This window comes from Paenibacillus silvestris (assembly GCF_009882985.1).
In the GTDB taxonomy this organism is placed as follows: domain Bacteria; phylum Bacillota; class Bacilli; order Paenibacillales; family NBRC-103111; genus Paenibacillus_E; species Paenibacillus_E silvestris.
Map to the genome: position 1 here is coordinate 151,779 of NZ_WTUZ01000039.1, position 22,514 is coordinate 174,292.

Genomic DNA, 22,514 nt, shown 5'->3' on the forward strand with positions numbered 1-22,514 from the left:
AACCTTGATTGGCACTTGTGCCTTTCAAGGTTTATTTTTGTGCGCACACCAAGAGGGTCGCGCCTATCTAAGTTCATTGAGGTCCAGATTAGTCCCAATATGTGGTATTATTTGATATATAAACTGAAAGAAATTCTGCTGAACTATACTCTGAAGGGAACGATGAAGGTGAATGTCAATTTATATGTAAGTATCGGTGTCAAGCTCACAGTCGCTTTGATAGGTCTTTTGATCATGACTAGACTGCTGGGGAAGAAAGAAATTTCTCAATTGACCGCCTTTGATTTCGTTTCCTCCTTAATGCTCAGCGAACTGGTCGGCAATACGATTTATGATCCAGAAATTCATCTCAGCCATCTGCTTTTCTCTTTGATTATCTGGACGCTTCTAGCGCTGGGGTTAGAAAAGTTTATCGCACGATTCCCCAGACTATCGCGCTATGCTGCGGGAACGCCTGATTTGATTATCCGGGACGGCGTGATTGATTTCAAGGCGATGAAGCGCAATAATCTCGATTTCGCGCAATTGGGCATGCTGCTTCGGGAAAATAATATTTTCTCACTGCGCGAAGTGTCCTATGCTTTGTTCGAGACGAACGGCAGCATCAGCGTGCTGCGCCAGAAGGACCCGGAAGAGATCAGTGGCAATGCCAAGGCTCAGCAGGGCAGCGTCAGCCTTCCCGCCTATATCATTGAAAACGGCAGTATCAATGAAGATACATTGAAGCGCTTCGGGCGTGACAGGAGCTGGGTGGAGCAGCTGTTGCAACTAAGCGGAATTCCGCATCATGAGCAGGTGCTTTTCGCGGAGTGGTCAGATACGAGCGGTCTGTATTATCAGCTTAAGGAAGTGAAAAAAGCATAACCCAAAAGACCTGGCCGCTAGTTCCATGAGCCAGGTCTTTTGGGTGCAATAAGCGAGAATGGGTATCAAGCAGCGTCACGCTTATCCGTTAACAATCGTACCGCCGTTCACATGGAGCACCTGCCCAGCCATATAAGACGAATCTTCGCTGGCTAGGAAGACGTAACTCGCGGCAAGCTCGCTTGGTTGACCAGCGCGTTTCATCGGCGTTGACGCGCCAAAGGCAGCAACATCCTGCTCGGAGAACGTAGAAGGAATGAGTGGTGTCCAGATTGGACCGGGCGCTACCGCGTTGACACGAATGCCTTTGGCATGCAGCTGAAGGGACAGAGAGCGGGTGAACGTCACGATAGCCCCTTTCGTGGCAGAATAATCAAGCAGCTTCTCATGCCCGTGATAAGCCGTGACTGAAGCTGTATTGATGATGGCGCTGCCGGCTTTCAAATGCGGTATGGCTGCTTTCGTTAGGTAAAAGAAGGAGAAGATGTTCGTGCGAAAGGTCCTCTCCAACTGTTCGCTTGTAATATCCTCGATGCTTTCTTGCGGGTGCTGCTCGGCGGCATTGTTCACGAGAATATCGAGCTTGCCGAATTTTTGCACTGCTTGCTGAATCAGCTGCTGGCAAAAGCTTTCGTCGCCGATATCGCCTGCGACTTGCAGGCATTGGGGGCCCGCATTCTCGATGTGACGCTTGGCTTCCTCTGCGTCGCCATGCTCATTCAGGTAGACAAGCACGACGTCAGCACCTTCTTTCGCATAGGCCAGCGCAATGGCGCGGCCGATGCCGCTGTCGCCTCCGGTGATTAGCGCGACTTTGTCCTTCAGCTTGCCGGCCGCCTTATAGGCCTTATTATCAAACTCAGGCTGCGGGTTCATTTGCGATTCGATGCCTGGCTGCTGATTCTGATGCTGGGGAGGAATAGAAGATTTCGTTTGTGTTGTTGTTGCCATGATTAAGGGCTCCTTCCATGCTAAGCAAATTTTTAGTTGAGATTGTGCAATGGTCGGCAAATCATACGTTAATCAGGAGTGATGAGTGATACCCATACATGGTTTTATAACCAAGTTTTTCATAGAACGAAACAGTAGTGTTATAGACGGCAATTGCTGCCTCAAAATAAACGCAGTAAGTAATTGGGAAATAATGTATGATTAAATTAATTGGTTTGGGATGGTTATCAGATAAAACAAGTATTCACTATTTTGAAAAGGAGTGAATCGTACCTTGCAATTTCCAGTTGTAACCAAACATTTAGCTGAACGGCTTGAACAGTCAGAGATTGATTATATGGTTTCAAGAGTTAGCGCGATTCGTGAGCGTGAAGGCAACCCTGAAGGCGCAGAATTCAAGAAATTTGGCCATTCAACCGCCTTTTATATTAAAACAATGCCATGGGGGACTTTTAATACCGTAAAGGGAATAACCCTCGATGATAGTGACCTATTGGACGAAATCATAGACTTCTATCACAAGCGTGATAGGCAATGTCAGTTTGAAATAATCCCTTCCAAATCAAGTCCTGAATTATTTCAGCGTTTAGCTAGTAAAGGTTTCTATCAAAATGCTTTTCATACATCCATGTATGGTCTTCCTAATTTTGTTTCTCCTACCTATCCAGCTAATCTACGAATTCGCGAAATTGAAGAGAATGAATTTGAACTTTACGGGAAGCTACATTGTTTGGGAAGCGGCTTAGCGGAAAGTGGTGCAAAGTACGTTGCTGCAAACAATCAGATATTGTTTGGTCGTTCAGGCTGGCGTTTTTTCATTGGATTTATCAATGAAACGGCTGCAGGCGTTGCGGTCATGCATATCAATAATGGTATTGCATCCATGACCTTTGCTGCCACACTTCCAGCGTATAGAGGGCAAGGTCTGCAGTCGGCATTCATACATAAGCGTATGCACGAAGCGGCATTAGAAAACTGTGAGTTAGTTGTTAGTCAATGTGCTTATGCCTCAACAAGTCAGAACAATATGGAAAGAGCAGGAATGAGGATAGGTTACACTAGGGCTACATGGATAGAGACAAGGAGGTCTTCTACGCATGGGCATTAAAGCCATATATTTTGATTTATTTGAAACACTTATTTCAGAATATGAGAATGGACAAAGGAAGGCGCCACGTTCAACGCACATTGTAGAGCGATACGGAATTGAGGCAAATAGATTTGATAATGAGTGGCGTTTAAGACAAGAAAAAAGAATGAATGGCACGTATCCAGATTTTCCGTCTGTTTTAAGAGAAATATTTGGAACTATGGGTCACGATATGAATGATGAAATTATTGAAGCCTTGCATCAGGAACGCATTGCCGCGAAATTCAAAGCCTTCGACAATATGGATCAAGCAATTTTATCGACGTTAGACCAAATTAAGCAAATGGGAATAAAGATTGGTTTAATAAGTAACTGTACCCCCGAAGAAGTGACAGCGTGGGAAGCTTCGCCCTTATCAACGTATTTTGATGATGCTATCTTTTCTTATCAGGTTAAATTAGCAAAACCGAATCCCATGATTTATCAGCTAGCATGTGAAAGAATAGGCGTTTCTCCAGCAGAATCTTTATTTATTGGAGATGGTGGTTCGAACGAATTGAATGGTGCTGCCAAGGCTGGGATGATGGCTTATCAGGCTACATGGTTTGTACCTGCAAATATAAGTGAAAGAATTAAAGACTTCAGAAAACTTGCAAAACCTTTGGAATTGCTTAACATACTGTCTGGCTGATGGGTTTGAGATATCAATCACAACATAAACAGATGGCAGATGAGATTGTCATTACAAAAAAGGAAGCAGCATAAACATTACGATTGTTATTGGAAGCGGCAATGACAAAGGGAGATGAATGGTAGTTATGCGAGCTCATTATGAATGGCAAGTAAGAGAAGAAGATCAAGTCATGTGTTTAACTTCGAAAGGGCAAGTCATTGGTGGAATTCTTCCCATTCGGGAGGCGAATCTGGAAGTGAAGGATGCTTTGGAAGAGATCGAAGAAGGTGTGTTTCGCTGGAGTCGAACTTTTGTAAATCAAGCGGAGGTAGCTCGAACGTGCCGGTTAAGTATGGACTTTGGTACGGCGTATGAACCCGAGTATTATATGATTCCGGCTGTTTCTTACAATGGCAATGAATGGGGAAGAGGCTTGGAGCCCAAAGGGCTAAGCAAGAATGGACAACCCTGGACATTCGCTTGGCATCGGACTTCAGTACCGGGAGCGACTTATTCAGAAGGAAACGGCTGGTCCATTGCGCTTTTTGGAGAGTCTCCAAGAGATATGAAAGGGTTTTCATGTTCACTTGAGCAAGTAACTGGACAAGCTATCCATCGACTGCTTTGGCCTGAGGAAGAAGCGCCCTTCACTTACTCTTACAGGGACACGTACTCAGAAGCCTATCGTGGCACTTTACATCTGTCACCTGGGGGGACGTTCGAAGCTACGGCTTACTTAGTGGTTGAACACTATGAACGCCCCCGTGTATCATGGCGTCGCATGCTTGATTTGGCTTGGCGTCTACACGATAAGCCACTTAAACAAGGAATGGACGCACAGAGGATCTGGGAGCTTTCCATAGATTATGCTCGGAATGGTTTGTGGCATATAGACGGAGAGTTCAGTGGATTTACAATTGGTCGAACATGGAAAGAGGGGGAGTGGCAGCAGGTAAGGCATTATGAGATTGGCTGGTGTGGGCAAAATGCTTCGCTGGCCAACTCTTTTCTTAGCGATTACCTGCGATCCGGGAATCAGGATTCCTTGGGCCGCGGACTTGCGGTGCTAGACCAGTGGGTGGAACATGGCCGTTTGAACAACGGTTTGATTCATTGTCATTATGATTATTTGCTCCACAAAAGAGGAGAACCGGAAGTTCAGGATGCGTGTAATTTGGGTACAGCGGCACTGAACTTATTCGAAGCGGAACAGTTAGCGGCAAAGTGCGGAGTGAATCGCCCCAGCTATCGTGAGGCAGCGCTAGGCATCTGTGATTTCGTAGTGAGCGTTCAAGCACCAGAAGGGAGAATCGGCAAATCCTGGCGGAACGACGGAACATTAGCCGATCCTGAAGGAACGGTTGGATGTTTTCTCGTGCCTCCTTTGGTTAAGGCATATGAGTTAACGGGTGAGGCAGCGTACTTGGAAGCAGCCGAATCCGGCTATCGTTTCTACATGAATGAGCTGCTGGACAATGGATATTCCACGGCTGGAGCCCTTGACACTTCCTGCATTGACAAGGAATCAGCGATCCCTCTATTGAAATCCGGATTATGCCTATTCAAAGCAACTGCAAACCAAACCTATCTGACATGGGCGGAACATGCTGCCTGGTATCTGGCTACGTGGCAGTGGCACCATACGGTTCGTTACGACAAAGCTAGCGAGTTGGGACGATTGGAGTACGATACCTTCGGTGGGACTTCTGTATCGACTCAGCATCATCATATCGATCCCTTTGCGCTTTCTTTTGTAGAAGATTGGCTAACGCTAGCTGAGTTAACGAATAATCCTACCTGGCGAGAGCGGGCAAAGGCGGTTTGGGCCAATGCTATAATCGGCATCTCCGATGGTGATACCATGATCATGGGCAAACAGCGTCCCGCGGGAAGTCAGGACGAGGGATATTTTCACACGAGGTGGGGGCATGACGCATTTGACGTGTCACAGTGGCTTGTAGCCTGGCCGACGGCGTTTCGTTTGGAACTACTACGCCATTTGCAGGAGGATATGACCTTGTTTCCGAAGGACGTCTGATTGGGACAAAGAAGAGCGCGCTCTTGAAAGTAACAATAAGGTAACTTACTTTACAATTATTCACTCCTTCTCATAACAGGTATGACTATTTATAATTAAAAATAGTAGGACTACTTAGGGATCGCCAAGAGGTGTTCATGCCAATTATTCGTGATGTTCGCAAGTTTGTTTCAATCCCTGGAGCAAGAACGCTGCTTATTATGTTATTTTTATACGGTATAGGTACAGGCATTTTAGCACCTATGAATGCTGTATATCTGAACGAAAGTATTGGGCTTTCAAAAGTACAGATTGTTGTTATTTTCGCGGTATCCCTGTTCTGCAATATAGCCATTACGATTACCGTTGGTTGGATCAGCGACAGTTTGAAAAGCAAGAAACAGCTTCCGGTATTTGCAGCCTTACTTTGCATTATCGGGTTGTTCATCTATATGAATGCCTCTGATTTTCGGAGTGCGCTCATTGGCATGACGATAACCGTTGCACCGTCCGGATTGATTATGGGTCAGCTGTTTGGCATGGCTAGAAATCATTTTGCCCGCCGTGCCGGAGATATTGTAGAGATGGCCCAGATTTGGCTTCGCGCCTCCTATAGTATTGGATTTTTTGCAGGGCTGCTGCTTGGAGCGAACATCTTCCTCATTGCAACGTTTAAGGGCGTACTATGGGGGAATATGGCAGGTTATGTGTGTTTGGTGGTTCTTTTACTGTTGTATAAGGAATCAACCGGGGAACTAGGCGCAAAGCAAGTGGTCAAAGGAGAACCGTTCTCTCTCATTATGTTGGTGGCTCTGCTTATGCTCTCTTGTGCCGATGCGATTCGAGGATTATATCTACAACTTGTCGTATTAAAGCTGTTCGGTAAGCCCGAGATTATGTCCTATATCTGGAGCGCGCAGGCGGTATTCGAGCTGTTTTTCATGACAATGGGCGGATATTTGGCGGCACGGTACGGTAGTAAGAAGATTATTTTTCTCGGCGGTTGTTTCGCACTCGCAACTTATTTGACTTATACGAGCAGTACCTCGCTTCCGGTCTTCTTTGTCGTCCAGCCGTTGTATTCGTTTTTCGTTTCGATTCTTTACGGAGTTGCTATGGGGTATGTGCAGCGGATGTTTCTAAGCCGAACAGGCTTTGGGGCAAGCTTGTACGTGTTCATCTCGCAGACAGCTTCTTTGATCGGGTATTTCTTGCCCCTGTTCATTCAGGGGATAACGCCCAACATATTCTTTATACCAAGCGCTCTTGTTGCGCTATCGTTACTTATCATCGGAATGGTGTTGTACAGGGAAAGACGGTCTAATATGAGGAATTCGATAGTCATCGAGCAATTATAAAGGCCTAGATATATCCTGCTATAAAAGTTTGCAAAAACGATTACCTGGAGGGATTTGTTATGCGATATCGCAATTTAGGGACAAGCGGATTGGAAGTTTCAGTGCTAGGTTTGGGTACCAATGCATTCGGTGGGCGTGCAGACAAAAGCACATCGATCCGAGTCCTGCATCACGCTGTTGACAAGGGGATCACGTTCATTGACACAGCCAATGTGTATACAGGCACGAAATCGGAAGAGATTATCGGAGAAGCGTTTGAAGGACGACGGCATGACGTTCTCCTTGCGACAAAAGTAGGTATCAAGCTGGGAGAAGGTTCAAATACGAGAGGTTCCTCGCGTCAGCATATTCTGAAGGAAATTGAAGCAAGTTTGCGCCGCTTGCGAACAGACTACATTGATCTGTACCAGATCCATATTTTTGATCCCTTAACACCGCTTGAGGAGACGCTCCGTACATTGGATGATCTGGTGACATCCGGTAAAGTAAGGTACGTGGGCGCTTCGAATTATGCGGCATGGCAAATGATGAAATCCTTGGCCATAAGTGAGAGTCACCATCTGATCAAATACGCTTCGGTTCAACCTGGGTATTCATTGGTTGATCGCGGTATTGAAAGGGAGCTGCTGCCATTCTGTGTGGATCAGGGAATTGGCGTCATTCCTTATTTTCCTCTGGCAGGTGGCATTCTTACAGGGAAATATTCAGGAGGTTCTGTACCAAGCGGATCCCAATTGGATGTGAACCCTAACTTTGCGCGGCGTGTGAATTCTGCCCGAGTGGAGCTGGGTGAACAGGTTGCCAGAATTGCTGCGGAAATCGGTACATCGGCCACGGCTCTCTCGCTGGCATGGTTGCTGCACCAACCTGCGGTAAGCACCATTATCGCCGGAGCGACCCGTGAATCCCAAATCGATGAGAATGTAAAGGCGGTTAACCTTGAGCTTACGGAGGACGTTTTGAAATCGCTGGATGAAATAAGTAAAGATTTTATCTATTCACCTCCGTTTTGATGGATAGGAAATCGTTTGTTTCCTAATGATGATAAGGGAGTGGAGGTGACTGAACGAATGATTTACGAATTAAGAATCTATACCATTCATCCAGGAAGAATCGATGCGATTCGAAAGCGCTTTTCCGAGCATACGCTTGGTATTTTTGCCAGACTCGGCATGCAGGTGTGTGATTTCTGGGAAGATTTAGAAGATCAGCCTAAGCTGTATTACACGATGAAATACGAAAGCATGGAAGAACGGACCAGACAGTGGGACACTTTCTCGCAGGACAAAGAGTGGAACGAAGTGAAACGATTATCCGAGCAGGATGGAAAAATTGTTGAATCCGTTGAACAGGTTTTTATGAAAAGAGCAGCATATTTTCATGGATAGATGAATGCCGCCCGGCTCCCGCGAGGAGAGCTGGGCGGTTTTATTTGTTAAAGGGCAAACGAAGCTTACCCTTATTTAATGCAGGGCGGAATAACGGGAAATTCTCCAGTTAACTATAGTGGCGAATGAAGGAGCGGGGTACAATTACTGGAGTTTTCCCAGTTAATTCAGCCGGAGCTGCCGATTTTATGCAAAACGTGAGGAATTAGCAGGAGGATTTCCATCTATTGGCCTGGAACGAGCTGAAATGAACAAATTAGCGGTATGATTTCCAGTTAAAATTTAAGTGATGAGTGATGAGTGGTGAGTGATGAGTGATGAGTGATGAGTGATGAGTGATGGATTGAGGATGAGGCGGCGAAGGGACGGCAGATCTGCAAAGTCGAAGGCTTACGTTGTATTTAATACAACATAATGGGGTAGTCTGACCGCGAATGCAGTCTTTCATTGCACAAAATACAGCCATTTGTTGCGAAAAGGTGAGATGTGAGCTGTTTAGTGCTTCATTGGTTGCAGAATGTACAATATAGAGGTGCGCTGATGCCCAGTTACAGCTTAATGGTTGCACAAAGTGCAACATAGAACGCTGTAGGTGCAGCAACTTATTCGCTTCCTTCACAGCCGCGGAAGCCCAGTACTGGCAGATGCTACATTTTCGCATCACTTAAACTAGCAATTAAAACAAATTAAATAAATGTAAAACACGAAATATTACTTGTATTTAACATTGGGATTACAAAGGCAGTATAAGATATAGGGAGAGAAACAACCAAATCCAACTTGAGGTGAACACATGCCAACCAAACAACAGCATCTCGCATTCATGAAAACGGAAGGCGATATTAATTTAACGGAAGCAAGAAGCGAATGGTGGACAGCTCATATTGATGAAGCAGCACGAGCTAGTTTGCAAGAGGACGAGGATGTCTTTTTGCACCAAACGTTGTCTACACCTTGCCTGAATGTACTCACTTCCTGTGAAGGGATTTATGTAGAAGATAGTCAAGGACGCAGAATAATGGATTTCCATGGAAATAACGTGCATCAGCTTGGTTTTGGCCATCCGGCAGTGATTGAAGCTGTTAAACAGCAGTTGGATCAGCTATCGTTCTGTACGAGAAGATATACGAATTTGCCTGCAATTGAGCTTGCCAATAAATTAGTTGCTTTAACAGACGGAGCTTTGCAAAGAGTTCTCTTCGCGCCTGGAGCAACATCCGCCATCGGCATGGCGCTAAAGCTTGCACGCGCTGTAACAGGTAAATACAAAACTTTATCGATGTGGGGGTCCTTTCACGGAGCATCACTAGATGCGATATCGGTTGGCGGCGAGGGAGCTTTTCGACGCGGCTTAGGTCCACTACTTCCTGGCGCTGAGCATGTAATCCCTTTTAACTCCTATCGCTGTGTGTTTGGCTGTCAGGATGAAGCGCACTCCCTATGTCTGAAGCCTATTGAATATGTGCTTGAACAGGATGGAGAGATCGGTGCCGTCGTCATTGAAACCATTCGTAACACGGATGTGCAAATTCCACCTGTCGCTTATTATAAGAAGCTTCGCGAGCTCTGTGATCGCTACGGCGCTTTGTTGATTGTCGATGAGACGGCAACAGCGTTTGGTCGAACAGGGAAGATGTTCGCCTACCAGCATTACGGGATCGAACCCGACATGATGGTGCTGGGTAAAGGCTTAGGCGGCGGTGTATTCCCAATGGCCGCTTTGCTCGTGAAGGAAGAGTTGAACAAAGCGCAGCAGATGTCGATCGGGCACTACACGCATGAGAAATCACCGGTAGGAGCTGCTGCAGGGCTTGCAACCATCCGAGTCATCGAGGAAGAGAATCTGCTGGAGCATGCCAACCATCTGGCGGAGATCATGGCGAAGCGGTTGAAAAGCATGATGGACGCTTATCCCATTATTGGAGATATTCGTCAAATTGGTTTACTTGTTGCAGTTGAGCTCGTAACTGATCGTGTGAGCAAGGAACCTGCCGTGCAAGAGGCAGAGCGCGTCATGTACAACTGTTTGGCAAGAGGACTTAATTTCAAAGTTTCCAAGGGAAATGTCCTTACTCTTTCACCGCCGTTGATTATTACGGAAGGTCAACTCTATGAAGCTCTGGATATTCTGGAGTTGAGCATTGCTGAACTCGGATAAATCCAGATGAAGGTAAAATATACCTTAAAAACGCAAAAAAACACGGATAAATATAAATACTTGATCGATCTATTGCTACATAATGTAGAGGTATGAAATCAAGAAAAGGGGCAAGTCGAGTGTAAGCATTCGTCACCCCTTTTTGTCGTTCAGCTTATCCTTCCATTGTTGAAAGGAGGAATCTTAGAGGGTGAATATGAAAAGCATGAAAGCATTATCTTTTGCCTGGGCAGCACTTGCTTTGATTACGCTTACATCTTGCTCTTCCACTCATCTAACAATGCCTGCCCAAATAATTGCTGAAGCAACGTTAATGCCATTCGCAACAGAAAAAGCAGTGACAGCGAACCGGACACCTGTCGTGGTGGGATTAACCTTGCAAAATTTAAGCAATCCATTTTTTGTTGCCATGTCCAAGGGGGCTACCGCAGGCGCAATGTTGCATGGTGCTGACGTTATTATTGAAAGCGCAGAGGGAGATTTGAATAAACAAATAGCGCAAATGAATGATTTTATAACGAATAAGGTCAATATCATTTTAGTAAATGCTGTAGATTCCAAAGGGATCTCAAGTGCTGTAAGTCGGGCAAAAGAGGCGGGAATCCCTGTAATTGCCGTTGATGTGAGCGCAGATGGTGGAGTGAACACCGTTGTAACTTCAGACAATTATCTAGCAGGGAAATTAGCTGGGGAATACATCGTTAAGCGATTGCATGGAAAAGGAAACGTGGCAGTCATTGACGGTCCACCAGTTTCTGCTGTAACAGATCGTATTTCTGGTTTTGAAGAAGCAATTAAGGGTTCACCGGGAATTAAAGTAGTTGCCAAGGAGAATGGCAGAGGGAGCCGTGAAGTAACGGTTTCGATGATGGAAAACATATTGCAAACCTATAAAAAAGGGGAAATCGATGCTGTATTTGCAACGAATGATCCTTCGGGAGTTGGCGCTACAATTGCGGCTGAGCAAGCTGGTCGCGACCAGGAAATGTTCATCATTGGTGTAGATGGAGCGCCAGATGCGATTAATGTTATTAAAGAGAACAAAAGTTTTGTTGCAACCTCAGCGCAGTACCCTTTTGAGATGATTAAAATAGCTATGGATGAAGGCTTTAAGGCACTCAAGGGTGATAAGTTGGAACCACTCATTAAAATTCCTGTTGACTTAATTACGGAAGATAATGTAGGCGGTTACAAGGGTTGGTAAGATGATCCGAAAAATAATAGGCATAGTGGTGATAAAGTGGCATGTACAAAATTATCATTGCGGATGATGAAGACAATGTAAGAGAGGGAATACGAGATAGTCTAAATTGGGCGGAGCTTGGTTTTGAAGTGGTTGGCGATTTCATAAATGGAGATGAGGTAATTCAGGCTGCAGGAACACTTAAACCAGATGTGGTACTAACAGATATCAACATGCCCTTGGTGGATGGCCTGGAAGTGACACGTTATCTCTCCGAGAATCATCCACTTACCAAAGTCATCATTCTTACGGGATATGATGAATTTGAGTATGCCCAGCAAGCCTTAAAGCTCAAAGTGTATGACTATATTTTAAAGCCGAACACGGCAGATGAGCTTCGAGAAATGCTTTCCAAATTAAAAGCAGCCCTTGATGATGAGACTCGTCAGGTAGAAGATTTAGGCATGCTTAAGCAGCAGCTAAGAGAAAGTTTGCCGTTGGTGCGAGAACGGTACTTGAACCAATTGGTTACTGGTGATCTGCGAGAAAGCAATATAGATGATAAGCTTGCTTATTTAGAAATTGATTTAAAGGCAAACTATTATTTGGTAGCGGTGATTGATGTGGATGATCAGGGAGAACTGAAAAAGCTTTTTCCTGGAAGTGAGAGTGAACTGCTTTATTTTGCTGTATGTAATATTAGTGGAGAAATGATCTCGAGAGAGAAAAACGGAGTCGTCTTTCAAAATAATGATGATAAAACGGTCGTGATTCTCTTTGACGATGATATGGAAGTTTTAAGTAGAGCAGCAACGCGAATTTTCGAAGAAATCAAGGTTTCGGTAAGAGAATATTTGAAGTTTACAGTGTCCATCGGTGTAGGGGACATTATGTCATCCTTAAAAAATATTCACTATTCACATAAAAGAGCTTTGAGTGCCTTAGAATATCGCTTTTTTCTCGGAAAGAATCGGATTATACATAGTGGCGATATGGAGGGGGGACTGGGGGAGAGAGTTCCTTACGATAAGCTCTGGGAGAAGAAGCTAATAACGGCCATTAAGTCAGGAACACAGCAGGAAATTGATGTAATCGTTGAGAAAATTATTAAAAATTTGAAGGAATCCTATCTGTCCATGGATCGGTGTTATATCCACGTACAGCATATCATTGTTTCCATTATGGATGCCTTAGACGATCTGGATATTGGTGAAACCACGCATAGCAAGATTTCAAGCCCATTGACTGAAATTTACGGGTTGATCACATTGGATGAAATTGAAGATTGGTTGAAGACCTACTGTTCACGCATTACAGGAATTATTTTAGAGACAAGAAATAAATGCAGCAAGATGCAAGCTGTCAAAGCGGAAGCCTATATCAGAGAAAATTATGCAGATACGAATATTTCCATGGATATGGTTTGCAAATACCTTGTATTAAGTACTAGTTATTTTAGCTTAATTTTTAAAAATCATACCGGCGAAACCTTCATAGGGTATTTAACGCGGATTCGTGTGGAAAAAGCAAAGGAATTGCTTAAATGTACGGATTTGAAGACTTACGAAATCGCAAATCGCACCGGGTATCTCGATCCCCATTATTTCAATTTAATCTTTAAAAAGGCAACGGGCATGACTCCGACTGTGTACCGTAAAATGATGTAAAGGTGTGCATCTATGGAAAAGAAACAAATGCTGCTTTTTTTTCGTTTCAAAAGCATCCAGTCATCCATCGCTGTTGCTTTTTCATGCTTGATTGTGGTCACAATTATGGTGACGGCATGGACTTCTTATACACTTTCCACGGAGTCCGTGAAGAAAAATTCGCGGGACTACACCTATCAGCTCATGGGACAGGTTAGCTCCAATATAGACAGCTACATTACTTATATGGACAATATTTCAAGCATGGTTCTATCCAATTATGACATCAAAGAATATCTCTTGAAGCGGGTATATCTAGGTGCAAGCGGGAAGGAAGACTTGAAACAGAAAATATCCCTCCAGCTAAACACCGTGTTGAATACGAGGAAGGATATTTCATCTATCCTGATATTTGGTACGAACGGTGAGTTCATCCCCTACAACGAAAATATTAAATTGAATCCACAAGTGAAGCCAGCCGAACAAAGTTGGTACAAAGAAGCAATTGAAGCTAAGGGAAAAGTCATTATTTCTTCTTCTCATGAGCAAAATATGATTCTTAACGATAACAATAACGTGATATCTCTAAGTCGTGAACTGAGCAGTACGGTCGGCGGTGAAAAGCTCGGTGTTCTGCTTGTAGACTTGAACTATAGTGTTATCAATGATATTTGCAATAAGTTTAAACTCGGAAATAGAGGTTATGTGTTCATTGTTGATGCTGCTGGAAACATTGTCTATCACCCGGAGCAGCAAATGATTAATACGAATAAGAAAGTCGAATTAGTATCGCAGGTTATGCAGGCATCTGGAAACAGTTTTCTGACTTCAGAAGGGAAAAATAGCCGGATGTACACGATTAAGACCTCACAAAGCACCGGTTGGAAAATCATCGGGGTTACTTATGTGGATGAATTAGTCTCCAATAATCGTGAGTTGCAAACGTATACATTGTTAGGAGGTATAGCGTTACTTATCATTACAGTGCTGCTTTCAATTATTCTATCACTTCGTATTTCAAGGCCTATTAAACATCTTGAAAGCTCGATGAAAGAGGTGGAAAGGGGGAATTTTGATATACAGATTGAAATACAAAGCCCTAATGAAATAGGGCTCCTAAGTACTCGATTTAATCATATGACAACAGAAATCAAAGAGCTCATGCAGCAGAATGTGAAGGAGCAGGAGTTGAAAAGAAAAAGCGAGCTGCAAGCATTGCAAGCTCAAATCAATCCCCATTTTCTGTACAATACGCTCGATTCAATTATCTGGATGGCAGAGTGCGATAAGTCCAAAGAAGTTGTCCTTATGACAGCTTCTTTAGCGAAGCTCTTCCGTTTAAGTATTAGTAAAGGGCAGGAGTTCATTTCTATTTTCAGTGAAATCGAGCATATTAAACACTATTTGACGATCCAAAAAATGCGCTATAAATCTAAAATAGATTTTGAAATCCAGGTGGACAAAAGTATTCTTGCAAATAAGGTGATTAAAATCATCCTGCAGCCCTTAGTGGAAAATGCCATTTATCACGGAATAAGAAATAAAGAAGGCATAGGTCATATACAAATAACAGGAGTGCGTAAGGAAACCGGCATTCTTCTTCAGGTCATTGATAATGGGAAAGGGATGTCCTTGGAGGAGATGAACGGCATTTACGAGAAAGAACGTCCATCTGTGCAGAGTAGTGGTATCGGCTTACAAAATGTGGATCAAAGAATTAAGCTTCATTTTGGCACGCCATATGGGCTGTCTTTCGAGAGTGAACTAGGCAAAGGCACAACCGTTCATATATGGTTGCCAGTTATTGAATAGAAAAATTTCAACAGTTGAGAGAAGATTTTCTATTAAGTTTTGATTTTTTCACATGTATGATGGAGTCATAAATACTTGTGGGAAGGTGAGGCCTCCTCCTGTAGGTGTGTAGTTGTTCACTTGGGTACACAAAAAATTCAGAGGAGTTTGACTATGAAAAACTTGAAGATTTTCTTGCTTTTATTTGTTGTGTTTGCGCTCTCAGCTTGTGGCAAGACGACAGAAACGAAACCGACAGTTGCCACACAAGCGCCGGTGGAATCAGCCAAAACAGCTAAGGCGGCAGATCCGACACCGAGTAAAAAAGTAGTGATTGGTTTGACCGTACAAAACTTAAGCAATCCCTTTTTCGTAGCGATGTCCAAAGGTGCTGCTGAAGCAGCCAAGAAACACGGCGGTGAAGTGATTGCCGTAAGTGCTGAAGATAATTTGGCCACACAAACAGCTCAGATCGAAGACTTTATTACCAAAAAAGTAAGCATGATTATTCTAAGCTCTGTAGATACCAGAGGGATTGCGGCAGCAGTAGCTCAAGCTAAAGCAGCAGGAATTCCAATCATTTCAGTAGACACAATTTCGGAAGGCGGCGTCAATGCCAGTGTCACTTCGGATAACGTTCAAGCAGGTAAAATCGCAGGTGAATATTTGGTGAAACGATTGAATGGAAAAGGCAATATTGCTGTCTTGGATGGTCCACCGGTATCCGCTGTAGCAGACCGTATTGCAGGATTTAAAGAAGCGCTCAAAGCAGCTCCTGATATTAAAATCGTAGCGAATCAGAATGGTAACGGGAATCGTGAGACATCGCTTACTAAGATGGAAACCATTTTACAAGCCAATGGCAAAGGACAAATTGATGCCGTATTTGCGATTAATGATCCAACGGGTATTGGGGCTAAGATTGCTGCTGAACAAGCCAATCGTGACAAGGAAATGTTTATCGTCGGTGTGGATGGATCACCAGATGCTGTAACTACGCTGAAAGAAAACAAAAGCTTTGTCGGAAGCTCTGCACAAAATCCATTTAATATGATCACTATTGCTGTTGAAACGGCATTTAAAGTTCTTGCAGGCGAGAAAGTAGAAGAATTAATTAAACTTCCAACTGATTTCATTACAACAGAAAACGTTAAAGACTACAAAGGCTGGTAGGATCACGAGTAGGAGCTAATCCTTCATGTGATGTGGTTTACTACAATGGGAAATCACATCACATGATAGTATCTAATCATATAGTTGGAGTGAGAACATGATGGAAGCTGTCCAAATGAATGTTCATAGGAACATTTCCTTTGTATCGTCAATAGCGTTAAGCATGCGTGCGATCTCCAAGTCTTTCTCAGGGGTCACTGTCTTAAAGAACATCAACATCGATCTACATAAAGGTGAAGTACACGCTTTGATGGGGGAGAACGGCGCTGGCAAATCGACACTAATGAAGATTATGGCAGGCATTTATCGTCCGGATAAAGGTGAGATCATCTATCGAGGCAAACCGACTGCATGGCATAATGCGATGGAAGCACGTGAGAAGGGCATTAGTGTCATTCATCAAGAACTTAATCTTTCTCCGAATATAAGCATTGGCGAGAATGTATTAATGGGAAGCAAATTCCCTAAGAATAGATTAGGTATGGTGGACTGGAACAAAGTGCACGAACGAGCCCATCTGCTATTACAATCCATAGGTTCAGAATTAGACCCTAGAAAAAATGTCTCAACCTTAAGTGTTGCTCAACAACAAATGGTGGAAATCGCCAGAGCTTTATCTATAGAAGCCGAAGTTCTAGTCATGGATGAACCAACAGCTTCATTAACCAATAAAGAAATCGATAAGCTCTTTATTATTATTAATGAATTAAAGCAAAAAGGTGTAGCGATTGTTTATATTTCACACCGAATGGATGAGATTTTTAGAATTTCTGATCGCTGCACCATTTTACGCGATGGGGAGTGGATCACATCCGTACCCATAACTGAAACGAGTCCAGAGCACTTAGTGAAGACGATGGTTGGCCGTGAATTGAGTGATTTATTCCAGAAACCACAGTCGCACACAAACTGGATACAGAATAAAACACCTGTATTAGAGATTAGAAGCTTAACGGACAACAAACGTGTAAAGGATATTTCGTTAGAGGTGCACGCTGGGGAAATCGTCGGGATTTCAGGACTCGTAGGTGCCGGGCGGACAGAATTGGTCAGGGCTATCTTTGGATTATCCGACATATCCTCTGGTGAAATTCTAATTAACGGGCAATCGGTGAACATATCTTCCCCCGAAGATGCCATGCGGTATGGCATTGCCCATGTTCCAGAGAGCCGTAAGGAGCAGGGATTATTCCTTCATATGTCAGTCAAAGAAAATATGATGATGGCGGTCATGCCTAATTATCGAAAATCCTCCCTGTTGGATTGGTCCCGAATAAGTAAGGAAGCCGATGTCTATATCCATGAATTAGGCATCAAGACGGCAAGCAAAGAACAAAAGGTACTCCGTTTAAGCGGAGGCAATCAGCAAAAAGTGCTTCTTTCGCGTTGGTTATCCATCTCTCCCAAGGTGCTTTTGTTAGATGAGCCAACAAGAGGTGTAGATATTGGAGCAAAGACGGAAATTCATAGAATCATTTATAAACTAGCCAAGACGGGTCTTGCCGTGTTAATGATTTCCTCGGAACTGCCGGAAATTATGGCGCTGAGTGACCGTGTGCTCGTTATGCATGAGGGTAAATTACGCGCGAACCTACAACGAGAAGAGGCGACTCAGGAGAAGATCATGTATTATGCAACGGGGGAGATTCAATGAGTTCTGGTATGGAAGCAGTTGTTAATAGAAGGCAAAACTTTGGATTATCAATAGGTAGGATTTGGAATCAGCTGGGCATGTTAATTGTGTTGGTTGCCATATGTATCATACTTGCTATCTTTGCCCCCAACTTTACGGATACGGGAAATATTCTGAATGTGTTAAAACAATCATCGGTAAATGGCATCCTTGCTGCTGGAATGACCTTAGTTATTCTGACAGGCGGGATTGATTTATCTGTGGGATCTACGATCGCACTAGCAGGCGTTGTTTCCGTATTGCTATCCAAACAAGGCATAAACCCTTATATTTCCATGTTTGCTGGGATTGCGGTAGGATATCTAGCAGGTTGGGTCAATGGTTTCCTAACAGCGAGAACCAAGCTTCCATCCTTTATTGTTACATTAGGCAGTATGACGTATATCAGAGGTGCAGCTTATGTGATTAGTGGTGGGCTACCTACGATATTAGCTTCAGAAACGTTTAAGTTTTATGGGTCTGGAAAAATATTATCGGTCCCAACGCCCATATTCATTATGATTAGCGTCTATGTGGTTATGTTTATTCTGCTGAAGTATACGATGTTTGGCAGACATATCTATGCGATTGGTGGAAATGCAGAGGCAGCTAGATTAACAGGGATTAAGGTAGAGAAGACGTTGATTCATGTATATGCCATCAGCGGATTATGTGCGGGATTAGCCGGCGTAGTTCTTGCGGGACGATTGATTTCTGGTCAGCCTAATGCGGGTAACATGGCAGAACTTGATGCGATCGCTGCCGTGGTTCTTGGCGGTACGAGTCTGACAGGCGGGATTGGCCGAATTCAAATGACGATCATCGGTGTTTTGATTTTGGGAATCATACGGAATGGTCTGACACTTCTAAATGTGAGCTTCTTCTGGCAAACCGTCATTACAGGTATTGTTATCGTACTGGCAGTGTTACTGGATCGTTTGCGAAGTGATAAGTAAGCGATTACGCGAATGTTTGAAAGTGAGTCAGCAGAGATATCAATGAAATAATTGGCTATGACGAAAAGGAGATGGAAGCGCATGAAAGTTTTAAATAAAACTACTTTATTCCTGCTAAGCCTTCTGGTGTTCCTCATTACGATATGCCCGACGACCATTCTGGCAGATAACGCGATCCATTCGAATTTGACAGGATGGCAATCGAAGCAGGGGACATGGTCCATAACGTCCGATGGCAAAATTCAGGGTACAAGTAATTCGGACGGTTTTTACATGGCTAGCGAGCAGCACAGTAATTTTGTTTATGAGGCTGATATTAATTTTGTGAATGCGAAGGATAAAGCGGCGGCTCTCGTATTCCGTTCTAATGAGGACGGGTCCAAGGCGTATGTTGCCAATGTGGATCGGTCATTTGGTACAGCCAGGCTGTTCAAATTCCCGGCCGTGGGTCAATTTGAGCTAGGCTCATCACCTATTCAGTCGAAAAGTTCCTATCACTTGAAAGTTCTTGTTAACGGAGAACACATTTTATTTTATCTGGATGATGTCTTGATCATTGATGCACAAGACAATACCTACACAAGCGGTAACTTGGGGTTGAATGTGTTTTCTTCAAATGTTGTATTCGATAATGTCCGAATAACGTTTGTTGAAGACAGAGAACCCGGTAAGGGAGGCGTGAGAGCGCCTGATTATTACTCGGAGCAGTATCGACCGCAATATCACTTCACGCCTGAGTTCGGTTGGTTAAATGATCCGAATGGGATGGTTTACTATGAGGGCGAGTACCACTTGTTCTACCAGTATTACCCTTACGATCGCGTGTGGGGGCCAATGCATTGGGGGCATGCTGTGAGTAAAGATATGATTCACTGGGAGCACCTTCCAATAGCCTTATATCCAGATAAGCAGGGGTATATATTCTCAGGCTCTGCGGTGGTTGATGCCCATGATACGAGCGGATTCTTCAATGGGGGCTCTGGTCTAGTTGCCATATTCACGCACGATGCGAACGGTAAAGAGAAGCAAAGTATCGCCTATAGCAAGGATAAAGGGAGAACCTGGACGAAATACGCTGGGAACCCTGTTCTGCCTCCGATTGCCGATAATGATTACCGTGATCCTAAGGTAATCTGGCATGAGGAAACACAGAAGTGGATTATGGCTGTAGCAGGCGGCAAGTTCCGAATCTATTCTTCGCCGAATCTCATCAATTGGACGTTAGAAAGTGAGAATAATATTTATACGGAGTGTCCGGATTTATTCCCATTGCCTGTTGACGGTAATGCCCAAAATAAAAAGTGGGTACTAAGCAAGGGTGGACGCAGTTATATCATTGGATCATTTGACGGCAAGACGTTCGTGCCCGAAACCAATGACATTCCGATGAACTATGGTCCAGATACCTATGCGACACAATCCTTCAGTGATGTACCTGGGGGCAGACGAATTATAATGAGTTGGATGACGAACTTGCAATATGCAAGTTCCCTCAAAGAAGTTACGAACCCGTGGAATGGAGCTAATACGATTCCTTACGAACTGTCGCTTGTTACGTCGCCGGAAGGGATACGCTTGATGCAGAAGCCAATTGCGGAACTGCAACAACTTCGGGGGGCAGACTACACGCTGACGAATAAGACGGTAAGTCCAGGAACGAACTTACTTGAGGGACACCACGCTCTTCAGGCAGAGATTGAAGCTGTATTTGAACTAGGAACCGCTCAAGAGTTCGGTTTGAAGGTCAGACAAGGAGAGTCTGAGGAAACCATTGTTGGTTACGATACAGCAAACAAGAAAATGTTCGTTGATCGCAATCATTCAGGAGCCAAGCTTACCGGGCGTTCCGAAGCGCCTTTAACCCCTGAGAACAATCGGATAACGATGCATCTTTTTGTAGATTGGTCCTCCGTAGAGGCTTTTGGCAACGATGGTAAACAGATTATTACCAATCTAGTTTTCCCTCAATTCGGAAGCGATAAGATGGAACTTTACGCTAAGGGCGGAGATGTTCAATTGGTATCGCTGCACCTGTACGATCTGAAATCGACTTGGCGAGATGATAGTCAGGCTGCATCCCCAGCTAAAGTCTTATTGAGTGAAAGCAAAGTCAATCTCCCACTTGGCAAGACGACCAGACTTTCGGCCATCCCGTTTCCATTTAACACACAATTGGCTGGAGGTGCCTGGAGTCTGGGAGACGCAGCAATTGCCGAAGTAACAACGGATGGAGTGGGTCATGCTCTTATTAAAGGGCTTGGTGAAGGAACAACGAGCATCACTTTTACATCAGGTCAATTAACTGCAACCGCTCAGATTGAAGTGTATAAATCAGAATTCAATACCAACCTGACGAAACTGGTTCCACAAGGTGGCACTTGGATAATCAGGAATGGGCTGGAAGGAAATGCAGCCGGAGATGGCTTTAATATCGCAACGGAGAAGTCGTACAAGAATTTTATTTATGAAAGCGATCTAACGTTTAAAAGTGGTGTTGCTGCTGCCCTTATTTTCCGGTCCAATGACACTGGAAGTCAGTCCTATGTGGCCAATGTGGACAGAAACATGAGAACGGCAAGAATATTTAAATTCCCTGCCAACGGCAATTTTGAATTGGGCACGGCACGAATAGACGTCAAAGACACGTATCATCTTAAAGTGGTAGCTAATGGAAAACATCTGCAGTATTACCTGGACGGAAAGCTTATTATTGAAGCCGATGATGCTACGTATCAAGAAGGCAAAAGTGGATTTAATGTCTTCAGTGGTGATGTTCAATTTAATAATAGTTATCTAACAGACCTGGATGCACCGCCGAAAGATCTATCAGGTGTGATAAGTGGCCCGCAAAGTGTGCAAGCCGGCAAGCCTTTTACTCTAAACTATGGGATAACGGGGGATACCCAAAGTGTGTATCAAAGCGTTTACGCCCAAGATGTCACTTTCACGTATGACCCTGAGCAGATGGAATTCATATCAGCAGACTCTTTGCTTACGGATCAAAAAATTGTTGCCATATCTGATGTGACGAAGAATCCTGGCAAGGTCAGAATCCTATCTGCAATGGTAGGGGGCGATCATAGTGTCAATGGTGAGATGCTGGCGCTTCACATGCGTGCGAAATCTTCATCACCCGTGACAGCATTGATAAGTCTGTCAGACGCTGTAGTGGCCAATGGAACAGGCGTGGAGAAGAATATTGCCGGTACCTCCTATAGTGTGCAAATTACAGCTATTACCACTCCGGGAGATACGAACGGAGATAATAAAATAAGCATCGGAGATTTAGCTATCGTGGCTTCTTATTATGGCAAAACATCCAAGGATCCGAATTGGAATTTGTATGAAAAAGCAGATATTAATAACGATGGTGTTATCGACATCGCAGACTTGGCGGCGTTGGCAATATTGATTATCGGTTAATACGTAAGCGAAAAGTGAATGAGCGGCCGCAAGTTTGAAATCACTTGCGGCCGTTTTTACGTGCGCATAAGTAATGATCGCGATTTTCAGAGGAAAAGGGCACATGGAATTGCAGGAAAATTGTTCCTTTTAACGAATAAATAGATTCACTACATATCCCGATGACTGTTT

Annotated in this window: 16 protein-coding genes; 15 read left to right on the top strand and 1 reads right to left on the bottom strand. The window is 44.0% G+C overall.

Going from position 1 to position 22,514, the window contains the following annotated elements; all coding sequences use genetic code 11:
• Window positions 1-111: 111 nt before the first annotated feature.
• Window positions 112-864, top strand: coding sequence for a DUF421 domain-containing protein (locus GQF01_RS30090; protein WP_235960667.1), 753 nt, complete (start codon window positions 112-114; stop codon window positions 862-864).
• A gap of 81 nt (window positions 865-945) precedes the next feature.
• Here GQF01_RS30090 and GQF01_RS30095 read toward each other — a convergent pair whose 3' ends face one another.
• Window positions 946-1,815 carry an SDR family oxidoreductase gene (locus tag GQF01_RS30095; protein ID WP_161410764.1) on the bottom strand — a complete coding sequence of 290 codons (870 nt, stop codon included), beginning with the start codon at window positions 1,813-1,815 and terminating at the stop codon, window positions 946-948.
• A gap of 274 nt (window positions 1,816-2,089) precedes the next feature.
• On the opposite strand from GQF01_RS30095, the gene GQF01_RS30100 reads away from it, so the two are divergent.
• The 14 genes from GQF01_RS30100 to GQF01_RS30165 all read left to right on the top strand — a co-directional run bounded on the left by GQF01_RS30100 (window position 2,090) and on the right by GQF01_RS30165 (window position 22,343).
• Window positions 2,090-2,923 carry a GNAT family N-acetyltransferase gene (locus tag GQF01_RS30100; RefSeq protein ID WP_235960669.1) on the top strand — a complete coding sequence of 278 codons (834 nt, stop codon included), beginning with the start codon at window positions 2,090-2,092 and terminating at the stop codon, window positions 2,921-2,923.
• Window positions 2,913-3,596, top strand: a complete 684-nt coding sequence (locus GQF01_RS30105) for an HAD family hydrolase (RefSeq protein WP_161410765.1) — start codon at window positions 2,913-2,915, stop codon at window positions 3,594-3,596. The genes GQF01_RS30100 and GQF01_RS30105 overlap by 11 nt, the downstream gene beginning before the upstream one ends.
• A gap of 127 nt (window positions 3,597-3,723) precedes the next feature.
• Window positions 3,724-5,616, top strand: a complete 1,893-nt coding sequence (locus GQF01_RS30110; RefSeq protein ID WP_161410766.1) for a hypothetical protein — start codon at window positions 3,724-3,726, stop codon at window positions 5,614-5,616.
• Between the two features lie 137 nt (window positions 5,617-5,753).
• Complete coding sequence (locus GQF01_RS30115; RefSeq protein WP_161410767.1) at window positions 5,754-6,953, top strand: MFS transporter; 1,200 nt, start codon at window positions 5,754-5,756, stop codon at window positions 6,951-6,953.
• Window positions 6,954-7,012: 59 nt separating this feature from the next.
• Window positions 7,013-7,966 carry an aldo/keto reductase gene (locus tag GQF01_RS30120; RefSeq protein WP_161410768.1) on the top strand — a complete coding sequence of 318 codons (954 nt, stop codon included), beginning with the start codon at window positions 7,013-7,015 and terminating at the stop codon, window positions 7,964-7,966.
• A gap of 57 nt (window positions 7,967-8,023) precedes the next feature.
• Entirely contained in the window at window positions 8,024-8,341 is a 318-nt protein-coding gene (locus GQF01_RS30125) for an NIPSNAP family protein (RefSeq protein ID WP_161410769.1), read from the top strand.
• A 793-nt stretch (window positions 8,342-9,134) separates the two neighbouring features.
• The gene (pbfA, locus tag GQF01_RS30130; RefSeq protein WP_161410770.1) at window positions 9,135-10,499 is read left to right on the top strand and encodes a (R)-1-hydroxy-2-aminoethylphosphonate ammonia-lyase; all 1,365 of its coding nucleotides are present in this window, start codon (window positions 9,135-9,137) and stop codon (window positions 10,497-10,499) included.
• Window positions 10,500-10,695: 196 nt separating this feature from the next.
• A complete protein-coding gene (locus tag GQF01_RS30135) occupies window positions 10,696-11,703 on the top strand; it encodes a substrate-binding domain-containing protein (RefSeq protein WP_161411122.1) in 1,008 nt (335 codons plus the stop codon).
• Window positions 11,704-11,744: 41 nt separating this feature from the next.
• Window positions 11,745-13,349 (top strand): response regulator transcription factor, encoded by a 1,605-nt coding sequence (locus tag GQF01_RS30140; protein ID WP_161410771.1) that lies wholly within the window; start codon window positions 11,745-11,747, stop codon window positions 13,347-13,349.
• 12 nt (window positions 13,350-13,361) lie between these two features.
• On the top strand, window positions 13,362-15,140 hold the full coding sequence (locus GQF01_RS30145; RefSeq protein WP_202556780.1) for a sensor histidine kinase: 1,779 nt from the start codon (window positions 13,362-13,364) through the stop codon (window positions 15,138-15,140).
• A gap of 153 nt (window positions 15,141-15,293) precedes the next feature.
• Window positions 15,294-16,292: a substrate-binding domain-containing protein gene (locus tag GQF01_RS30150; protein ID WP_202556781.1), complete on the top strand. Its 999-nt coding sequence runs from the start codon at window positions 15,294-15,296 to the stop codon at window positions 16,290-16,292.
• A gap of 97 nt (window positions 16,293-16,389) precedes the next feature.
• Window positions 16,390-17,946: a sugar ABC transporter ATP-binding protein gene (locus GQF01_RS30155; protein ID WP_235960671.1), complete on the top strand. Its 1,557-nt coding sequence runs from the start codon at window positions 16,390-16,392 to the stop codon at window positions 17,944-17,946.
• A gap of 77 nt (window positions 17,947-18,023) precedes the next feature.
• Window positions 18,024-18,920, top strand: a complete 897-nt coding sequence (locus tag GQF01_RS30160) for an ABC transporter permease (RefSeq protein WP_235960672.1) — start codon at window positions 18,024-18,026, stop codon at window positions 18,918-18,920.
• Window positions 18,921-19,001: 81 nt separating this feature from the next.
• Entirely contained in the window at window positions 19,002-22,343 is a 3,342-nt protein-coding gene (locus tag GQF01_RS30165; protein WP_161410773.1) for a GH32 C-terminal domain-containing protein, read from the top strand.
• The last annotated feature ends 171 nt before the right edge of the window (window positions 22,344-22,514 follow it).

Excerpts from the sequence above, each read along its gene's own strand:
- GQF01_RS30160 (WP_235960672.1), top strand. The coding sequence starts at position 18,024 with ATGTTAATTGTGTTGGTTGCCATATGTATCATACTTGCTATCTTTGCC.
- GQF01_RS30110 (WP_161410766.1), top strand. The coding sequence starts at position 3,724 with ATGCGAGCTCATTATGAATGGCAAGTAAGAGAAGAAGATCAAGTCATG.
- GQF01_RS30150 (WP_202556781.1), top strand. The coding sequence starts at position 15,294 with ATGAAAAACTTGAAGATTTTCTTGCTTTTATTTGTTGTGTTTGCGCTC.
- GQF01_RS30105 (WP_161410765.1), top strand. The coding sequence starts at position 2,913 with ATGGGCATTAAAGCCATATATTTTGATTTATTTGAAACACTTATTTCA.
- GQF01_RS30140 (WP_161410771.1), top strand. The coding sequence starts at position 11,745 with ATGTACAAAATTATCATTGCGGATGATGAAGACAATGTAAGAGAGGGA.
- GQF01_RS30125 (WP_161410769.1), top strand. The coding sequence starts at position 8,024 with ATGATTTACGAATTAAGAATCTATACCATTCATCCAGGAAGAATCGAT.
- pbfA (WP_161410770.1), top strand. The coding sequence starts at position 9,135 with ATGCCAACCAAACAACAGCATCTCGCATTCATGAAAACGGAAGGCGAT.
- GQF01_RS30155 (WP_235960671.1), top strand. The coding sequence starts at position 16,390 with ATGATGGAAGCTGTCCAAATGAATGTTCATAGGAACATTTCCTTTGTA.
- GQF01_RS30165 (WP_161410773.1), top strand. The coding sequence starts at position 19,002 with ATGAAAGTTTTAAATAAAACTACTTTATTCCTGCTAAGCCTTCTGGTG.
- GQF01_RS30135 (WP_161411122.1), top strand. The coding sequence starts at position 10,696 with ATGAAAAGCATGAAAGCATTATCTTTTGCCTGGGCAGCACTTGCTTTG.
- GQF01_RS30095 (WP_161410764.1), bottom strand. The coding sequence starts at position 1,815 with ATGGCAACAACAACACAAACGAAATCTTCTATTCCTCCCCAGCATCAG.
- GQF01_RS30115 (WP_161410767.1), top strand. The coding sequence starts at position 5,754 with ATGCCAATTATTCGTGATGTTCGCAAGTTTGTTTCAATCCCTGGAGCA.
- GQF01_RS30120 (WP_161410768.1), top strand. The coding sequence starts at position 7,013 with ATGCGATATCGCAATTTAGGGACAAGCGGATTGGAAGTTTCAGTGCTA.
- GQF01_RS30145 (WP_202556780.1), top strand. The coding sequence starts at position 13,362 with ATGGAAAAGAAACAAATGCTGCTTTTTTTTCGTTTCAAAAGCATCCAG.